Genomic DNA, 17,342 nt, shown 5'->3' with positions numbered 1-17,342 from the left:
ATTTGCGGGCAAGGTTCTGTTTTTTTATGCGTGATCTATCGTCAGCCCGCCATTGATCTCGGCCAGGCTGCGCACCAGGGTTTCTGAATAATGCAGGCCTGCGCCTGAAGTGGCATAAACAAGCCTGAGCAAGATGAAGTACTCACCATCACAATAGTCGGCAACAGCAGGTAATTTGTATTTGACCTGCTCCAAAAAATCCAGCAGTTGCGCTTCTTCTGCCAGCCACGCAGGCAAGTTTGTTTCTGATTCGCTGGCACATTCCAGCAGGCCGGTACACCATTGCCTGACCCCGCCATTGCTGTCTGGCGGCGCTGGCCCTGCCAAATGAATCGTCACCTGCGCATCTTCGCCCCAGCGCTTGAGTGTTTTGCTATTGTTACTGATGCGCGAGACTGCACCATCAAGCCCCTTGTTATCTGCGGCTAGGGCAAAGCCGTCGGCATCAAATTCCTCTCCGCCCACTTCGATATAAAATCGCAGTAATTTCATTCTTGCCTCCGTGTTCAGGATTTGAAATGCGGTTCAACCGTATTCACCAGACCAGGTATAAGCAGTCAGCTCACAAGCATTCTAGTCTGAATTGAAGTTTTTGCAATTTCAATCAGCACTGATCACCAGCCGCTGGCCGCCGTCCTAGAATGCATGCGGCTGGCGGCCTTCTTGCCTGGCAGGATTAAAAACGCAAATCCTCAGTCTTGATCAGGCTGACAAACAGACCATTCAGGGTCGCGTTATGGTGGGCGATGATGGTGCTGGCAGGCAGCAATTCGGTGTCATTGCAACTATGTGCATCTTCCGCGAGCATCACCTTGAAACCCAGCTCGCTGGCAGCGCGGCAATTGCTGTCTATGCAGTACTGGGTTTTAAGCCCGCAAATGATCAGTTCCTGTATGCCTTTTGCGCGCAATTGCTGCAATAAATCCGTCCCTGCAAAGCAACTGGGCCTGGTCTTTTCAAATACGGTATCCCTGTCCATGTCGATACCCAACTCAGGCATGAATTGCCAGTTGGCACTGCCAGCTTCTATCGGTGAACCCTGCGGACCAGTGTGGCGCACGGCAAATACCGGCACACTGGCGGCATGTGCCTTGACCAGCACGCGCTTGACATTGTCCAGCACCTGCTCTGCTGCATGGATAATGCGCCCACCATGGAACAGGCCTACCTGCATATCTATGACCAGCACGGCCGGATTTACATATGATTGTTGCACCATCTTTCAGACTCCTTTGCGCATTTCTGCGTGGATAAATTGCCCGCGTACAGGCAAGAAAAAACCCCGCTCATCGCTGGCGGGGTTTGCTGTTTCAGGTAGCTCTTCACTACCTGTGATGACTTGATCAGACCAGACGCCAGCCTACCCCGCTACTACCTGTGGTAGTCGTGGTGATGGTAGAGACTGTTGTGGTGGTCAATTGAAATGTCATGCGAACGAGTGTAGTTTCTGCGAAAGCAATAGTCAAGTACAGCAAAATCATTTCTTCAGGAACTGCGGATAGGCATTGATCTTTACCTGCAGGCGCTGTGCCAGGCCAAAATCTGCAGTCAGCAATTCATCATGAATGAGCTGGGCCTCATCGCGATACGCGAGTATCTTTTCATTATTCCAGTAATGCGGCGGGTGATACAGATTGGTGATACGGTCAGCCATCTTGACCATCCATATCTCTGCCGGTTGCTGGCGTATGCGGTCCAGGCTGTCGCGCATTTGCTCTGCCTTGGTCGGCAGAGCCGTGTTTTTGGAAAGAGCCTGCACACCATCGGCCACGGCCAGACCAAATTCCTGCTGCAATAATTCATAGCTGGCGCTGGTGTCTTCTATGGTGTCATGCAGCAAGGCACATTGCACGGCAAGCGCACCATCGGCAGTGGTATTGCTCTGCAAAGCCCAGATCACTTCCATCGCGACACTGGCGATGTGGTTGATGTATTCAATACGCTCACCTTCGACCTTGCCACCATAGGTTTGCCCGCTATGCTGGCGCGAAGAAAACGACCAGGCTTTTTCGTAAATGTCCGGCGTCCAGTTATTCATTTTTTTCCCTTCATATTGATCACTGACCACAGATATCTCTCACATAGCTACTCACCTGGTACGGCGCCTGCGGTCGCGGAACATGTGTATCGCGGAATGTACCATGCCTTCGGGGCTGCCGCTTTCGTGGTATTGCTGGCGCAGGTATTGAGCGTCGTTGCCGGTGCGGGCCACTTCACCCAGGTGTGTCAGTGCTGCTTGTGCATCGAGAGTTTCTGCGTGAGGTTTGAGCCTGTTGAGAGTAGCGAGTATGTCTTCGCGCAAGATGCTGTTTTGATAGGTCTTGGAATGTACGGTGACGCCGTCAAAGCCAAAGCGGCAGGCCTGGAAGCGGTTATAGTTATAGACAAGATAGTCGTCTTCTCCTGGCGCGGCTTCGCGTCTTTCCAGCAGATAGGCGGCCAGGGCGGCGGCTCTCACCACATTCAGCGGGGTATCGCAGACGCGCAGTTCTATGGTGCCGTACTCTGGCTTGGGGCGTATGTCCCAGTAAAAATCCTTCATGCTTTTGACGACACCGGTTTTTTTTATCTTGCTGAAATAGCCGTTGGCAAATTCGTCCCAATTGAGCAGGAAAGGAGCGCGCCCTGACAAGGGCAAGGCAAGCAAGTCCATGCAGTAGCGCTTGATACAGTATAGTTCAAATCTGTTTTTTTGAAATGTGCCAACAGCAGCAACAGCAGCAGACCCTGATGCGCATCACATTCCGTTTCACATTCCGCTTAACATTCCACATCAAAGCAAGAACATCAATGCCGCCACCAGCGTTGGCGGCAGGGCACCCAGCAGTAAACCAACAGCGCCTATCGATTCATCATTGAAGCCACGCCGCAATAAAGCCGCGCCTGCAGGATTGGGGGCGTTGGCGATAACTGTCAGCCCGCCACCAGCAACTGCACCGGCGACCAGCAGGTATTTTGCCTGTTCACTGAGGCCTACGATCAATGAACCCAAATAAGTCAGTGCCGCATTATCGGTAATCGCCGTCAGACCGAGCGCTGCAAAAAACAGGGTATGCGGTTGCAGGCTGGAGACGATGGGTTGCAACCACCATTGCTGCATGCCACCCAGCACTACCAGGCCAGCGAGAAAGAAACCAACCAGCAAACCCTCTTTCAAGATCAAAGGGCTTTGATGGCGTTCATACGCCTGGGTATAGCCCATGAAGAACAGGAACAGGCCGAGAAAGAATACAGGGTGATGAGCAAACAGGACAACGCCCGCCAGAAAAGCCAGATGTACCAGGCTAACGATCAGTGGCACTGCCTGCACTTGCGTACTGTCTGCTGAACTCTGCGCTGGTATATGCTTGCGCAAAAGCAGTGTAATCACGCTGGCATTGAACAACACGGCAACAGCAGCCTTCCAGCCAAAAGTGGCCAGCATGAAAGCGCTATCCCATTGCCAGGCAGAGGCCACCATCAACACCGGCGGCGCAGCGAAAGAAGTCAGCGTACCACCTACGGAGACATTGACGAACAGCACACCCAGCGCAGCATACTTGAGCCACTCTGGCATGCCCTGTCTAAAGATTCTTGGCGCCAGCATCAGGGCAGCCAGGGTCATCGCCGCTGGCTCGGTAATCAATGAGCCCAGCAAAGGTACGACTGCCAGGCCAAACCACACCATCGCGAGCGCATCAGGCACAGGTGTGAAACGCGCCAGCACCTTGAGCACACGGCCAACGATCTCCAGCACAGGGCGCGACGCAGCGACCACCATGACAACAAAGACAAACAGGGGTTCGGTATATTGACGCGACTCGGCATAGGCCACGGCAGCATCCCCACCAGACACCAGCGCCATGACGACGATGAGCACAAAAGCCCAGAAGCCAAACACAACTTCGACTTCACCCAGCAGGTGAAACAGGCCAGCATGCCTGACGCTGCGGTGCGCCAGCACTTCAAAAAACTTGGCGCTGAAAGTATGTAACAAGGCCAGGCCAAAAATCACTGCCCCAGGGTTTCTATCAGGTTCATCATGCTCGTTCCCGCGTCAATACAGAACCATATCTTACACGAGCGTGAGCGTCCTTACGAGCTAAACCGGAGTGGCAGAGACCGATAAAAGCCTTGCCATTTTGTATTAGACGAGGTTCAAGATCGTCATATTTTGCGACTCACAAATACCGAAGAGTACGGCAGTCAGCCAAGCCATCATAAGCCGGAAAATCTTTGCATTGCCATCGCCTGCAAAATACTATCCTTGATACAGCCAACCAGGGCACACAAGATAAATGCATCTGCCATACTCAATTTATATTCAGCCCAGTTCCTGGTCATGATCAAGAACTGGGCAAGGAAAAAGAATACGACGCCTGTCCACTGTGCCCTTAGGTTAATCTTCATCGTCATTGCATTTGATTTTTTGTATTCTTCAAAGACGGTATAGGCTTCAAGCATGATAAAAGCCGCGAGCGGCACCCAGAAACTCCACATTGGTGCACCATCGCGGATACCATGCATCATAAAAAATAGAAGCACTGAGACATTGGCCAATAGCGCAACATACACAGCCATTTTGCTGGTTTCAAAAATGCTCTTTTTTCTGTCGTCATTTGCTTGTTCCTTATAGTATTCAATCAGCCAAATTTGTTATCACAGACAAGAAGCATATTTGGAACACCAATTGTGTCCGCCAGATGTCTATAAAAATTGACTGATCAGGCCAGCTTCAAACCCGCCCCATCTTCTTTCACAACAGCCGCCCTGACCTCCACCACAGCCCCGTCCTGAATGGAAACCACCCGCTCAGCCGCATTGATGGTCTCTGGCCTGTGCGCCACCATGATGCGTGTCAGTTGCAAATTACCTAGCGCCTGGTTGACCTTGTGTTCATTGTTCACATCCAGATGGCTCGTCGCTTCATCGAGTGCCAATACCTTGGGTTGTTTGTACAAGGCACGCGCCAGCAACACACGCTGCTTTTGCCCGCCAGACAAGCTGCTGCCCATATCACCTACCAGGGTTTGATAACCCATGGGCATCTTGCTGATCTCTTCATGAATGGCTGCGAGCTTCGCACATTCTTCTACTCTCTGTTGATCACAATGGCTGTCGAAGAAAGCGATATTGTCCATGATGGAACCGGCCAACAAGACATCTTCCTGCATGACAGTGCCCACCAGTTGGCGGTAAGTTTTGATGCCTAGCTGGGTGATGGGGATATCATCGATCAGCACTTCACCTTCAGTTGGCTTCAACAAACCCAGAATGATCTTGCACAATGTCGTCTTGCCACAACCACTGGGGCCAACCAGGGCGATGCTTTGCCCAGCAGGTATGGTCAGGTTCACATCACTCAACACCCAGGGTTCACCCTCGGCATAACGGAACTTGATGTTCTTGAGGGTAATAACAGCCTTGATGCGCGAGATATCGGTTTCGATGGCAGTTTCTGCCTCGGCCTCTTCCAGCACGATGTCTGCCAGCCTTTCGCTATGCAGGCTCAGCATGCGGTAACTGATGAACACATCAATGAGGCTGGAGATACGGCCAGTAAAAGTTCCGGCATAGCTGGAGAAAGCCATCAGCATACCGACAGTCAAGGTATTTTGCATGACCTGGCCAGCACCGATATAAAACAGTGCCAGTCCCTGTATGCCAAAGATCAGGGTATTGCTGACCTTGAAGATAATCGACAGCTTTTGCGTCTTGATATCACGGTTTTGTACATCGATCTTCAGATTTTGCCAGCGCGACAGTCTTTCTGTCTCACGGCCAAACAGTTTCAGGGGCGTGACGGCACGCATGGTTTCCAGGAAGTGGGAACTCTCTTTGGACGACAGGATCAGCCTCTCTTGTGATGCTTCACGGAAAGGTTGATAGAAGGCCCAGCGCAAACCCGCATACAGAGCCACAGCACCCAATACCAGCATACTGAGCTTGATGCTATACACCAGCATCATGACCAGGGCCAGCACGGCCATCAGGCCATCGAGTGCGCTCTCGACGAACATGGAAGTCAGAGTGCTCTGTATAGACCCTATGGAACCAAAGCGTGACACCACATCACCAAGATGACGCTTTTCAAAATAAGAAACCGGCAAACGCACCAGATGGGCAAATACACGCGCCGACCATTGCAGACTGATATCCATGCTCCAGCGCATCAGAAACCAGCTACGCGCGAGACCGATGGCATTCTGGGTGATCATCAACAGCGCAAAACCAAACACCAGCACGACCAATAATTCTTTATCACCACTGACGATGACTTCATCAATGACGAACTGATTGAACAGCGGTGCGCAGATGGCAAATATCTCCAGCGCCAAAGCCAGCGCCAATACCTTGACGATCGCAGAACGCAGGCCGACGATATGGCCAGTCAAATCACGCAGGGCAACTTGTTTTTTTTCTTCCTTGGGTTTGAATGAGGGACTGGGTGCCAGCTCCAGTGCTACACCGGTAAAGTGACTGGACGCTTCCTCCAGCGCAACACGTCTTTCTCCGACTGCCGGGTCGAGCAGAATCAAAGTGACCTTGCCACGCCAGTCCTTGCGCACGGCTTTGAGCACGACGAAGTGATTCAAGTTCCAGTGCAGTATGCAGGGCAAGGCCAGTTGATCGAGCTCATCCAACTCAAGACGCAGCGGACGGCTGTTCAATTGCATGGAAGACGCATGACGCATCAGTTGCGCCAGCGTTGCACCTTTGAGGCTGATGGAGAACTGACGGCGCAGATCTGCAAGGTCAGTGTGATAGCCAAAATGGCTGGCGACCATAGCGAGACAGGCCAGGCCGCATTCGCTGGATTCGGTTTGGAGGACGGGGGTCATGACTAAAAAGCTTAAAATAGTGAACTGAAAATATTTTTTGAAGTCATAAACTCAAAATTCTCACACCCATACTTTAAGTGGAAACGTAATGCTCGCTCCTCGTCCTTGGATGTTCAAAATAGTACTTTCAAATAAATTTGTGACTATTCTGAGAAGTTTTGGTTGATGAACACTGGCTTTTAAAACAGAAAATTCATGGGGATAACTTGAATGCTCTCATTCGTGTTACTTATTGACTGAATTTAATGCCGCTATTATTTTATTCAGTGCTTCATTCGTTGGTAACATACTTTTATCCTCCAAGCCATGTCCTACACCTGCTACAACCTCGATTTGGCAGGTTCTGCTGGCAACAAGACCGTCTAACACACAAATTCCATCCGAATGTATTGGGACCAGATGATCTAAAGATCCGAACATATAAATCACCTTATGAGGAAATTTTCTCAATCTTTCAACTGAACTTTTTTTCGAAGAAAATGCTTCGGTATAGTATGCGGCAGACCAGTTCTTTGGAAGGACGAATTGAAGAAAACTGCCATTGACGTATTCTGTTTCAGATATCTTTAAATACTTATCGAATGCATCATGTACAAATTTTTTAAAAAACTCCTGTCGAGCAGGTAAATCTTTTTTTGAAATAGTTTGACCTCCCATTGCTGTAATTAACGAGTTCTGAATCCCAGTATATGCTGATGAGTCACTACAATTAATGATTTGATTAACATTCAAAACGTCAGAATCGCAATGCAAAAACGCCTTTTCAATTAGATTTAGATAAAATTCAAAGCCGAGCTGAAATTTCATGACATAGGAAATAGACTCAAGTGGGCCGCCAACGGCAACAACACCAACAGGATCAATTTCTTTGTTTTCAATAAGTGAATTTACATGATAGATACCCTCTGAAAATGCCAGTACAAGTTGAGGGACTCCCTGCGTTTCAACCACCTGATTCAATGCCTTAAAAATTTTTTCGGTATCTGCAGTAATTTTTGAAAATGTTACTGTTTTTCGAATTTCAGGATCTACGCAACGAGACACGAATGATGCAGATCTTAAATATAAACTATCGCCTGTAATACATTTACTTAGAGTCGAATAACCCCGTTGGTTATAAAAAACGGCTGTATATCCTGAGCCTATGAGTTTTTCTGTTAACCCTCCCTTGCTGTCAGGGGAGTAATTTTTTTTTGCGATTTCTTCACCGAAATACATGTCAGATAGGCCGCCAGTACCTGGCACAACAACTACAATCCCTCTGGGTTTAGAGAGCGGGGAAAAAATTTCTATTTCGGTATATACATTCTCATCCAATAAAATTTTCAAACTAGATTTAGTAAACTTATCAGATCCTAATTTTTCTGCACTTACGCATTCCGTATGAAAATACAGCAAAGTAAGGCACATGCCGAAAAAAAAATTTACCATCCTTAAAACTATTCGTCGCAAAAACATTTTTTTGCACTTTCTACAGATTTTTTAACACATAATCTTTGATTATTCGTCTTGATACTCTTCCGATATTATTCGAATTACCATAGACAATTTAATATATATCTAATAGATACCTATTTAAATAAAGCTAAGAGCAGAAGAACATACTCTTCTACTCTTATATTTTTATATTAGTTAAAAGGCCGATTCAAGGTCTTCTGGACTCAAACCATTCTGCTCCATGACTGCTTTATTCCCACTCAACCAGCCATCATATGAGCCGAAGCCATTGTCTTGAGAATTTGTGTTCGACTTAACAATTTCGGGGAAGCATGCTTGAGTAACTGTTGTTGCTACAGTGGCTGAAGGAGCTTGCCCTGTTACAGTAACGCCAGGCACTGGGCCAGTCAATGAGCCAGCAACTGTTATACCAAGACCAGAAACTGTTGTTGTCTGACTTGTCAAAGTAATTCCAACATAGCCCGCTGGACAGTTCCCTGGAGCATTTATTGCCACCGTTCCCAATACTTCTCCGTCACCACCAGCCACAACCAACAATTCTTCATTTGTAATCAAACGCATTTTGTGTTACTCCTATACATGGTTAAGTGAACCATGCCTCATGGCATGGCTTTACTGCTCCGTCCAAGGTCTAGACCACCTTGAACGGTATTTCGGGCTGAGTCTGTTGGGTTTTCCTGACAGGCTCAGCATCGAATTCTAAATTCTTTGTCTCTGCTTCTAGGCGCGTTGGTTCATTGCAAGCACAGGCTCCAGCACCCATTCCCAAATCCTGCGTTTATCCTGTATCACATCAGCCTCCAGCGTCATGCCTGGTTTGAGCATTTGTGCCTGTCCGTAGGCATTGATGCTTTGCTCGTGCAACCTGACCTTGATTCGGTACAGCGCTTCGTTGGTGTTGAAACCATTGATGGCTTGCTGGGCATTACTCAGTATCGTGCTTGCCAGATGCGCTGGCAATTCTGCCGGGGCAAATGGGGTGCGGCTGACATCAATAACCGTGGCGGTGTGCAGTCCAAATTTTTGGTAAGGAAAAGCTGCATAGCGTATCAACACCTCTTGCCCTGGCTGGATAAAACCTGCTGTGCGGCTGGGTACATACAGATGTGCCTCCAGCGCATCTGCTTTGCTAGTATCAGCCACCTTGGCATTAACCGGTATCAGGCTGGCCAGCACTTGTCCTGCATTGATGGCTTGCCCTGGCGGGTTGGTCAAGGCACTTACCGTACCTGCCTGTGTTGCAGTGATTTGCACGGCCTGGCGGTTGGCATTTTCTGCGGCTTCTTGCTTGAGGCTGGCTTTGGCTCTTTCTATTTGTGTCAGGTCTGTTGCCAGGCTATTCGATAAGGTATCGAGTTCTGATTGCAGGGCGATCTGGTTAGCCTGCAGCTGGGTTTTACTACGCTGCAAAGTACTCAGGCGGGTGCTGATGTCGAGCAAGTCTTCCTGCTTTTGCTGGGTCTGGGCAGCAGAGACGTAGCCATTACCTTGCAGGGTTTCATACTTGGCGACACTTTGCTGCGCCAGTTGCTGACGGCGCTGGGCAAGCAACAGTTCTTGTTCCAACTGAGTCTGTTCCTGGGCCAGGTTCGCCAGCCTTTGTTGCAGAGCCTGCTTTTTTTCCTGGTACTGGCTTTGGCGCAGTCTTTGTTCTGCGGCCATGCTGTCGGCACGGCTGGCAAGTTGCTGGGCGACCAGGGCGGTAATTTCGCCCTGGCTGTTCTGGCGCTCTGTACTCAGGGTGAACAGGATTTGCCCGGCTTTGACTTGTTCACCTTCCTTGACGTGGGTAGTCAGCAAAATACCGGCATTGGGTGCAGCCACGCTGAGCTGGCCGCCGACAGGTACAGTAATACCAGTGACGCGGGCTTTTTTGGTGATGCTGCCAAAAGTAATGTAAGCAATCAACACCGCGGCAATGACCAGGGCAACAATCGCAATCAATGAAGCGGAAAGCGGCTGTGCCAGGCGGATGGAACCCATCCATTGACTACCTAATGCTGCTGTGACTTCAGGGCGAAACAGGGGGCTGGACTTACTCACCACTCACCCCATTTACTACAAACTGTTGCGATTTTAATGACATCTTCGTTTATTTACGGCAATATTTCAAAAAAGCACTTAGCTCCCGTGCATTGATTAATCAGCATAAATGAAAACCGTCGGGAAATGTCAAACAAAGTTAAAAATATATTTTAAGCATGCTTAAAGACTATTTAATATTTTTCTGCTAGGATGGCGCGCCGCGTGTGCGGGCGCTTGAAACCGCTTATCCTGAACAACGCTGATCGCTCCTTGCCCATGTAAAGCGACCAGGACATCAAAAAGCTGTCATCCAGCGCCTGGACATCGTTCTGATGTCCAGGCATTCGTTTTAAATCCTGTCCCATTTACGCGCATGTGCAAAAATCAGTCCCCTTGCTGCTGCCAGACTGCTTTACCCGACTTCAAATAAATCAAGCCGCTGGCTGAGCCTTCTTTCGCAACGACGATGCCATCGCTCTGTAATTTAACGGACTTGGCATGGTAGCTATGCGGCTGTGCGCCTTTATCTTCGACATACCAAAGTTCCAGCCAGGAAAAGTCATCACCACCGTTGCCTGTCGCATGGCCTGCACCAACGATGACGGGCTTGGCTTTGCCATGTGACAAAAAGACGATACCTTCTTTATTACTCTTGCTATCTTTGACCAGAACCGCCAGGTCACCCTTGCCAGTACCGAGGAAATCACCACGCCAGACAAAGGGATTGATGCGGCTATTGACCTCGATAGATTCTTGTTTGGACAAGCCATCAAGCTGCTTGTTTGCCCAGTCAGGCAATTGCATCTTGGGAGACACATCCTGTGCAAAAGCGATGCTGTTGGCGAACAACAGCACGACGGACGCTAATTTGAAATTCATGGAAAAACTCCTGGTGATGATAGAAATGTATAAGTATCGTTTGAATAAAAGCCTGCATTACTATTAATGATTACTACGACTGATTACTGCCACCGCGCTCACTACAAATACCTCACCTCAAACTGATGGTCTGCCTCTTCCATGCCGGGTCTTGCCACTTGTAGAACACACTCAAAGAACCTGGCTTGTCGGCACCGTTTTCAACTTGCAGGCTGTCCATGCTGACGACTTCAAAGCTCTTTTTAAAGCGGCCTTCGACCTTGGCTTCGCGTGCTACCAGCATCTTGTTGGTGCCCGGTACCCAGCCTGCGAATTCTGCATAGCCAAGATCAGGGTCACTATTGGCAGGGGGCAGGATGTCGATGATCCAGCCCTGGCTGGTCTGGTGGAATAACCAGAGTTCACGCCAGTTTTCCATGGGTTGTACTGCCAGGGTCAGTGCAGTGTTTTGTGCATTGGCGCGGGCAGATGCGGCCCATACCACGCTATAGGTGCAGCGCTTAGCCAGCGGGGTTTTGATGTCATGCTTGGCATCCGTCAGCATGACGCAGGTTTCACCCGGCTGGCCTGGAGCGGTGACGATGTTCAGGCCAGGCTTGGTGATGATGGCGGGTTCAGCCGCCCAGCGGGTTGTGCCTACCCGTACACCGGCGTCGGCATAGGTATATACATCTTCATCGGCGAATTCTTCCTTATTGACTGCGGCCAGTTCTGTCAATGCGCGATTGGCGGCGTCATCCACCTTTTCGCCTTTGCGGGCGCGCTGGAAGGCGATGCTGGACCAGACGCTGGCCTTGCGCATGCGCATGCGGTTTTTCAGGTACTCGGGCAGGCTGGTGGTGTTGACCTTGTCGAGTACGTCGGCACGCCACTGGTCCAGGGCATAGCGCTCGGTCGGGCGCATGGTGGGGTCTATGCAATCCTGCCTGGTTACTGCCAGGGCAGCGCGGGCTTTTTGGTCGGGTGTGGCATTCATGGCCAGCACGCGGCGAAAGGCTTCACCGTCATAACAGAGTTGCATACGGCCTTCGCGTTCATAGCCTTTGATGTTGATGCCGTAGTTGGCAACCACTTCCAGGTGGGCGGCGATGGTGGCTTCATTTTGCTTGGGCTGTTTGCTCGATGCGCGCCTGGCCAGGCGCTCTGCCATGCTGCCAAGCGCATCAAAGGCTTCTGCACCGATGGCACTAGCTGGTGCGGCTTTCAAATAAGCCGCGGTATAGCTGATGCCCAGGGATTCTGCACCCGGTGTGTCGCGCAGGAAGCGGATAACGGCGAAAGCATCGGGTGCATCATCAGGCTGCATGGAGACCAGGCGCACTTGCGATGCCTTGATATAGCCAGCGCGTTCGCGCCTGTGGTCATACACTTGCAGGTAGTCGAGTTTTTCACCACGGATTTCCAGGCTGTCGCCCTGCCAGAGTACGGCCTGTTGTTGTGCGCCGTCCTTGGGGCAGCGCGCAATTGTGCCTGGTCTTGTGTGACGACAGCGAGCACGGCGACAGCAGCTAAGGTAGCAAACATGATTATTGGCTCTCTTTGTTTTCGTTAGTGGTTTCTGTTTCAGCCTCGGTAGCTACTTTTTGCATGCCTTGCCTGTTGTTCTTGCCACTGCCCAGCAAGGTCGCACCAATGAAACTGCCATCTGTTGGTGGTGGCGCGATGATGACCGAGATCTTGTCTGACAATTTGTCGGCCATGGTTTTCTGTATCAACAAGGGATGCTTGCTCAGCAGGGCACCCTCTCTCTCCATCTGCACGCTGGCGACCTTGCCTACCAGGTCTTGCCTGTAGGCTTCAGCATCGGCCAGTTTGCGGCGGGAGTCGGCTTCACCTTGTGCTTCGATGACGCGGGCTTGTGCCGTACCTTCTGACGTTTTGATGCGGGCCATTTTTTCTGCTTCGGCTTCAAACTTGCGTTGTTCTATCTGTTTTTCCTTGAAAGGCAGGACATGCTTCATGGCTTCTTCTTGCGCTTTGGCGGCGATGATTTGTTCATTGCCTGCTGCCTCAGCGGCTTTCTCGCGCTTGATCTTGTCGGCGTCAGCTTCCAGCGCGGTTTGCTTGACCTGCTTGTCTTTCAGTTCCAGGGTATAGCGCATTTTTTCGCTTTCCAGTTCTTCGGCCAGCAGTTTTTCCATGCCGCGCTTATAGTCGGCAGGCAAATCCACCTTGCCCATCATGACGCTGCGCAGGATGATGCCGTCAGCCGCCAGCCTGGGTTTTAACTCAGCTTCTATCTGCTTCTGGATTTCTGCACGTTTGCTGGAAAATATCTCGCGTACTGTATACAAGGTGAATGCCTTGTAAATCACGCCCTGCACTGCTGGCTCAACGATGTCGGTATTGATGTTCTCTGGCAGGCTGATGGACATATTGGTCAGCTTGGTCGGGTCAACGGCATAACGTATGCTCAGGTCTACACCGAGTGACAAACCTTCTACCGACTGGAACGGTGCTTCGCCATCGGCACGGCTGCTGCGTGTGGGTTTATATAACTGGTCTTGCAGGCTGAACAGGCGCAACTCATGCAAGCCGGGTACGACAATCAGGGCACCGTCACGCACCTGGTCAGCATGACCGGTCAACTGATTGATACGCACACCCACGTCACCACGCGGGATATGTTTGATCGGTGGATGAGTGCTGATCGCATACACGGCACCACCTACCAGGCTGAGCACTACCAGGCGCTTGAAAGTGACTTTGCTGAACATGCCTGATTCTGTTGTGACCCTGGCCCCGGCTTTGATTCCCGTTGCGCTTTTGCTGAAAACGGAAGACAGAGTGGATCTTACGGCTTGTACCAGGGATTTGATACGGTCAGACATGATAGCTCTCCAATGATGGTGGTTTTTTCAGGGTTTCGTGCAGTGGCGTTTGCCCTGCTTCCCTGAGACACATCATGCGCCGCAGCCTGCGGAACATACAATGCTGGGGCAGGGGCAGAAATATCACTGTGGCAAGCTATTTATTCCAGGTCTGGAATAAGCCTTGCCGCGTGTGAAGAAAAACTCACAGCGGCTTTATGACATTTACGGCGAAAGCGTGGATACTGCGGATATTGAATACATTGCAGGAGAAAACAGTGGTCAAAGTAGCTGTCATCGAAGACGATCTGCCCACCAGCAATCAGTTAAAAACCTGGATAGAAGCAGCAAAACCAGGCATACAGATAGACCAGTGGTTCAGCCGTGATGATGCAGAAGCCGCCATCGCACGCGAAAACTATGACCTGGTGGTGCTCGATATAGAACTGGGGCGCGAGCGCCACGCCGGGGTTGCCATCATCAACGCCATCAACAAGCAGCATGCAACGCCAGTACTGGTGGTGTCGGCCATGCCTGCCACGATTTACCGCAGCATCATGAAAGCGCTGGATGCCTGGGATTACCTGCAAAAAGCCACCTTTGAAGAAGCTGATTTCATCGAAACCTTTCTGGAAATGCTGCGCTCGGTCAAGGAACGCAAGCAACATAAAGAGAGCCAGAGTGCAGCCTATAAAGAAGCCGCCAAAAGCCCCGCTGCCGACCAGCTCAGCATGGACCCCTTACGCCAGCGCACCCCTATCTGGCGCGGCCAGCGCATCAACCTGCCACTGACGGCGCAACGCATACTGGCCGCCCTGTGTTTGCCCGCCGTGGCCAGGTGGTGTCGTATGAAGACCTGTATGAAGTCGTCAAGAGCGGGCGCAACCGCGACAATATACGCAAGCATGTATCGACGATACGCGATGCCTTTCGTGAAATTGATGCCGACTTTGAATGCATAGAAAACGTCCCCATGCGCGGTTTCAGATGGGTGGATGACGACGCGGGCAGAAGCTGAGATGGGCAAGTTCTTGCTGGCGACTTACCGGCTGCGGATTTTATTCCGTGGCGTTTTTCTTTTGCTGGCGCTGGCGACCGTGGGCCTGGCGCTGTCTGTCCTGCAACAGGAAAAACAGCTCAGCTATAACAATTACCAAAGCAATTTCAATAAAACCCGTTTGCAGATATCCGCCACCCTGCGCCACCCTGCCGGGCAACTGGCCTTGCTGAATCCCCCAGCAGACGCCAAGCGCGCATCCCTGCGCCCGCTGTTGCTGCCGTATTCTGCGATTGATTTTGATGACCAGAACAAGGTACAGCAAGCCATCGCCATGTCTGGTTGCCTGGTGCAATATGGTAATGAAGGCGCACTCTGCAGCGGCATAGGCAATAACCCCTGGGCTGGCGGCTTTATTTATATAGCAGGTAACTTCAACAGCAGCCAGTTGGTGTCACACAAGCGCGGCAATGAAAGCCTGACCCAGGCACACAGGCTGAAAGTCAGCGTCAGCCTGCGCGGCCAGACGTATCGCTGGATAGCACCGTTTGAAGAAGAGATAGCGCCAGCGAGACAAAACCAGGGCGTGCGCGGGCGCTGGACTGGCTTTAATGAAAGCGAAGCCAATAAACCGAATGCCCGCCCGGTAAAAGACTTCCGTGGCTGGGCCTGGCAACAGGCGATCTGCAACCAGGCAGACCAGGACGACAATGATGCTGACTGCCAGAAAAATACTTTCTTCTCGCTGCGCCTGCCCATACCTGTGCTGCAGGAAGCCCTGTTCGAAAAAAAACGCCCGGTCTGGCCACCACAGGACCTGGACAAGATGGAAGTCAGCATCGCCGTGCTGCCACCTGAGTCTGACACTGCGCTGCTCGACAGCAAGAGCACGCCGACGGCAACCCCATTCTCCCTCAAGGATTTACAAGACAATCTCTTGCCTGGCGAAACTCTGCGCATACGCAAACGCGACGCTCAAGACAGTAAAGACAGCAAGGATGACCTGATCAACCTGACCGGTATCGTTGAACAAAGTGATGAATCCTGGAATATCATCACCCGCCTGATACGCCGCCTGCCTGTCGATGAATATGATGTCCCGCTAGAAAGCCGCGAAACCATCAGCACGCCGCTGGCGAATTATGAAGTCTTGCTGAAGGGAGATGTGCGCAGTGTCAGCAAGAGCCTCAGCGTGGTTGCCAGCCGGGTGTCCTGGTTTGTCGGTGCGATGTTGCTGGCGCTGACGCTGGCCTGGCTATTGATCGAGGTCAGTATCATCAGACGCATCACTTTGCTGACCAAACGTGCCGTGTCGCTATCGAAGACCATGAAGGGTGCGGGTGAGCTTGAGCAATTCGATATCAGCGATTTGCGCAGCCCGGATGAACTCGGCGTGCTGGCCAGTTGCCTGCATGATTTGCTGCGCCGCGTAAAGGAAGACGTGGAACGCGAAACCATACGCACTGAACAAGAAAAAGAGATGTGGCATGCAGTCGGCCATGAAATCATGTCACCGCTACAGTCTTTGATGGCCCTGCATGGCACGGCAGATAACCAGAGCAACCGCTACATCAGCCGCATGCAGCAGGCCATACGTGTGTTGTATGGCAGTGCTTCGCCGAGCGAAGCATTTCAGTCCACTGTCTTGCAGGTCAGTGAAATTGACATCACCCTGTTCCTGAAAAACGTGGCCGACAATGCGCCTATGGTGGACATACCGGATGTCGTCTATCAGGGGCCGGATGAAGTCATCATGGTCAAGGCCGATGAATATTCACTTGAAGATGTGGTTACCCATGTCCTGCGCAATGCCCAGCGTTATCGCAAGACTGATAGTTCTATTAGCATCAGGTTACAAGATAGTGAAACTGCCGTGACTATTACTATCCACAATGATGGCCCGCATATTGCCGAAGATTTGATCGACAAGATTTTTGAGTACGGCGTATCGGACCAACATGACTCGGGCGCGAATGGCAACCGTGGCCAGGGTCTGTTTGTGGCAAAGACTTATATGGCGAAGATGGGCGGGACTATCAATGTGCAGAATGTGGATCAGGGTGTGAGTTTTGTCCTCACTTTGCAACGAGGAAATCCGTAAATCTGTAGAGAGACAAAAATAGGTCACTGGATTCCGGCCAGGAACATGGCGGGATGACGTAGCTGGGGCATGGCAAATCAAGCGATGCACCAGTCTATATTATTTTCAATAAATTATTAAAAATACATCAATCCGACGACTTCAACAGTTTTTATCCAAAAAGCAAAACTTAGTTTTGTATCATCACATAAATCACATCGCACTATCGGAAAGCATGGCTTTAGAATCCTTGACGGGCGCGCTGAACCGAA

Annotated in this window: 15 protein-coding genes and 1 pseudogene; 2 read left to right on the top strand and 14 right to left on the bottom strand. The window is 50.8% G+C overall.

Going from position 1 to position 17,342, the window contains the following annotated elements; translation table 11 throughout:
- Positions 1-24: 24 nt before the first annotated feature.
- From UNDKW_RS02815 to UNDKW_RS02755, 14 genes are all read right to left on the bottom strand, one after another.
- The gene (locus tag UNDKW_RS02815; RefSeq protein ID WP_162057481.1) at positions 25-492 is read right to left on the bottom strand and encodes a hypothetical protein; all 468 of its coding nucleotides are present in this window, start codon (positions 490-492) and stop codon (positions 25-27) included.
- A 184-nt stretch (positions 493-676) separates the two neighbouring features.
- Positions 677-1,219, bottom strand: coding sequence for a cysteine hydrolase family protein (locus tag UNDKW_RS02810; protein ID WP_162057480.1), 543 nt, complete (start codon positions 1,217-1,219; stop codon positions 677-679).
- 124 nt (positions 1,220-1,343) lie between these two features.
- Positions 1,344-1,466 carry a hypothetical protein gene (locus UNDKW_RS30800; protein WP_255431530.1) on the bottom strand — a complete coding sequence of 41 codons (123 nt, stop codon included), beginning with the start codon at positions 1,464-1,466 and terminating at the stop codon, positions 1,344-1,346.
- A gap of 11 nt (positions 1,467-1,477) precedes the next feature.
- Complete coding sequence (locus UNDKW_RS02805) at positions 1,478-2,038, bottom strand: HD domain-containing protein (RefSeq protein WP_162057479.1); 561 nt, start codon at positions 2,036-2,038, stop codon at positions 1,478-1,480.
- A 51-nt stretch (positions 2,039-2,089) separates the two neighbouring features.
- Positions 2,090-2,653 carry a hypothetical protein gene (locus UNDKW_RS02800; RefSeq protein WP_197893084.1) on the bottom strand — a complete coding sequence of 188 codons (564 nt, stop codon included), beginning with the start codon at positions 2,651-2,653 and terminating at the stop codon, positions 2,090-2,092.
- Positions 2,654-2,773: 120 nt separating this feature from the next.
- Positions 2,774-3,976, bottom strand: a complete 1,203-nt coding sequence (locus tag UNDKW_RS02795) for a putative Na+/H+ antiporter (RefSeq protein WP_232063216.1) — start codon at positions 3,974-3,976, stop codon at positions 2,774-2,776.
- A 221-nt stretch (positions 3,977-4,197) separates the two neighbouring features.
- Positions 4,198-4,560 (bottom strand): hypothetical protein, encoded by a 363-nt coding sequence (locus UNDKW_RS02790; RefSeq protein WP_162057477.1) that lies wholly within the window; start codon positions 4,558-4,560, stop codon positions 4,198-4,200.
- A gap of 143 nt (positions 4,561-4,703) precedes the next feature.
- Complete coding sequence (locus UNDKW_RS02785) at positions 4,704-6,821, bottom strand: peptidase domain-containing ABC transporter (RefSeq protein ID WP_162057476.1); 2,118 nt, start codon at positions 6,819-6,821, stop codon at positions 4,704-4,706.
- Positions 6,822-7,046: 225 nt separating this feature from the next.
- A complete protein-coding gene (locus tag UNDKW_RS02780) occupies positions 7,047-8,150 on the bottom strand; it encodes a hypothetical protein (protein WP_162057475.1) in 1,104 nt (367 codons plus the stop codon).
- Between the two features lie 303 nt (positions 8,151-8,453).
- The gene (locus UNDKW_RS02775; protein ID WP_162057474.1) at positions 8,454-8,840 is read right to left on the bottom strand and encodes a hypothetical protein; all 387 of its coding nucleotides are present in this window, start codon (positions 8,838-8,840) and stop codon (positions 8,454-8,456) included.
- A gap of 159 nt (positions 8,841-8,999) precedes the next feature.
- The gene (locus tag UNDKW_RS02770; protein ID WP_162057473.1) at positions 9,000-10,322 is read right to left on the bottom strand and encodes an HlyD family secretion protein; all 1,323 of its coding nucleotides are present in this window, start codon (positions 10,320-10,322) and stop codon (positions 9,000-9,002) included.
- A gap of 366 nt (positions 10,323-10,688) precedes the next feature.
- Positions 10,689-11,183: a hypothetical protein gene (locus UNDKW_RS02765; protein WP_162057472.1), complete on the bottom strand. Its 495-nt coding sequence runs from the start codon at positions 11,181-11,183 to the stop codon at positions 10,689-10,691.
- Positions 11,184-11,295: 112 nt separating this feature from the next.
- Positions 11,296-12,552: a hypothetical protein gene (locus tag UNDKW_RS02760; protein WP_370529073.1), complete on the bottom strand. Its 1,257-nt coding sequence runs from the start codon at positions 12,550-12,552 to the stop codon at positions 11,296-11,298.
- Between the two features lie 157 nt (positions 12,553-12,709).
- Entirely contained in the window at positions 12,710-14,014 is a 1,305-nt protein-coding gene (locus UNDKW_RS02755; RefSeq protein ID WP_162057471.1) for an SPFH domain-containing protein, read from the bottom strand.
- Between the two features lie 257 nt (positions 14,015-14,271).
- On the opposite strand from UNDKW_RS02755, the pseudogene UNDKW_RS02750 reads away from it, so the two are divergent.
- A pseudogene (locus tag UNDKW_RS02750) lies at positions 14,272-15,011 on the top strand (response regulator transcription factor).
- The gene (locus tag UNDKW_RS02745; RefSeq protein WP_232063215.1) at positions 14,989-17,091 is read left to right on the top strand and encodes a HAMP domain-containing sensor histidine kinase; all 2,103 of its coding nucleotides are present in this window, start codon (positions 14,989-14,991) and stop codon (positions 17,089-17,091) included. Before UNDKW_RS02750 ends, UNDKW_RS02745 begins: the two are co-directional and overlap by 23 nt.
- Positions 17,092-17,342: the final 251 nt, after the last annotated feature.

This window comes from Undibacterium sp. KW1, from assembly GCF_009937955.1.
Taxonomy (GTDB): Bacteria; Pseudomonadota; Gammaproteobacteria; order Burkholderiales; family Burkholderiaceae_D; genus Undibacterium.
This window is presented reverse-complemented; position numbering and strand designations above follow the sequence as displayed.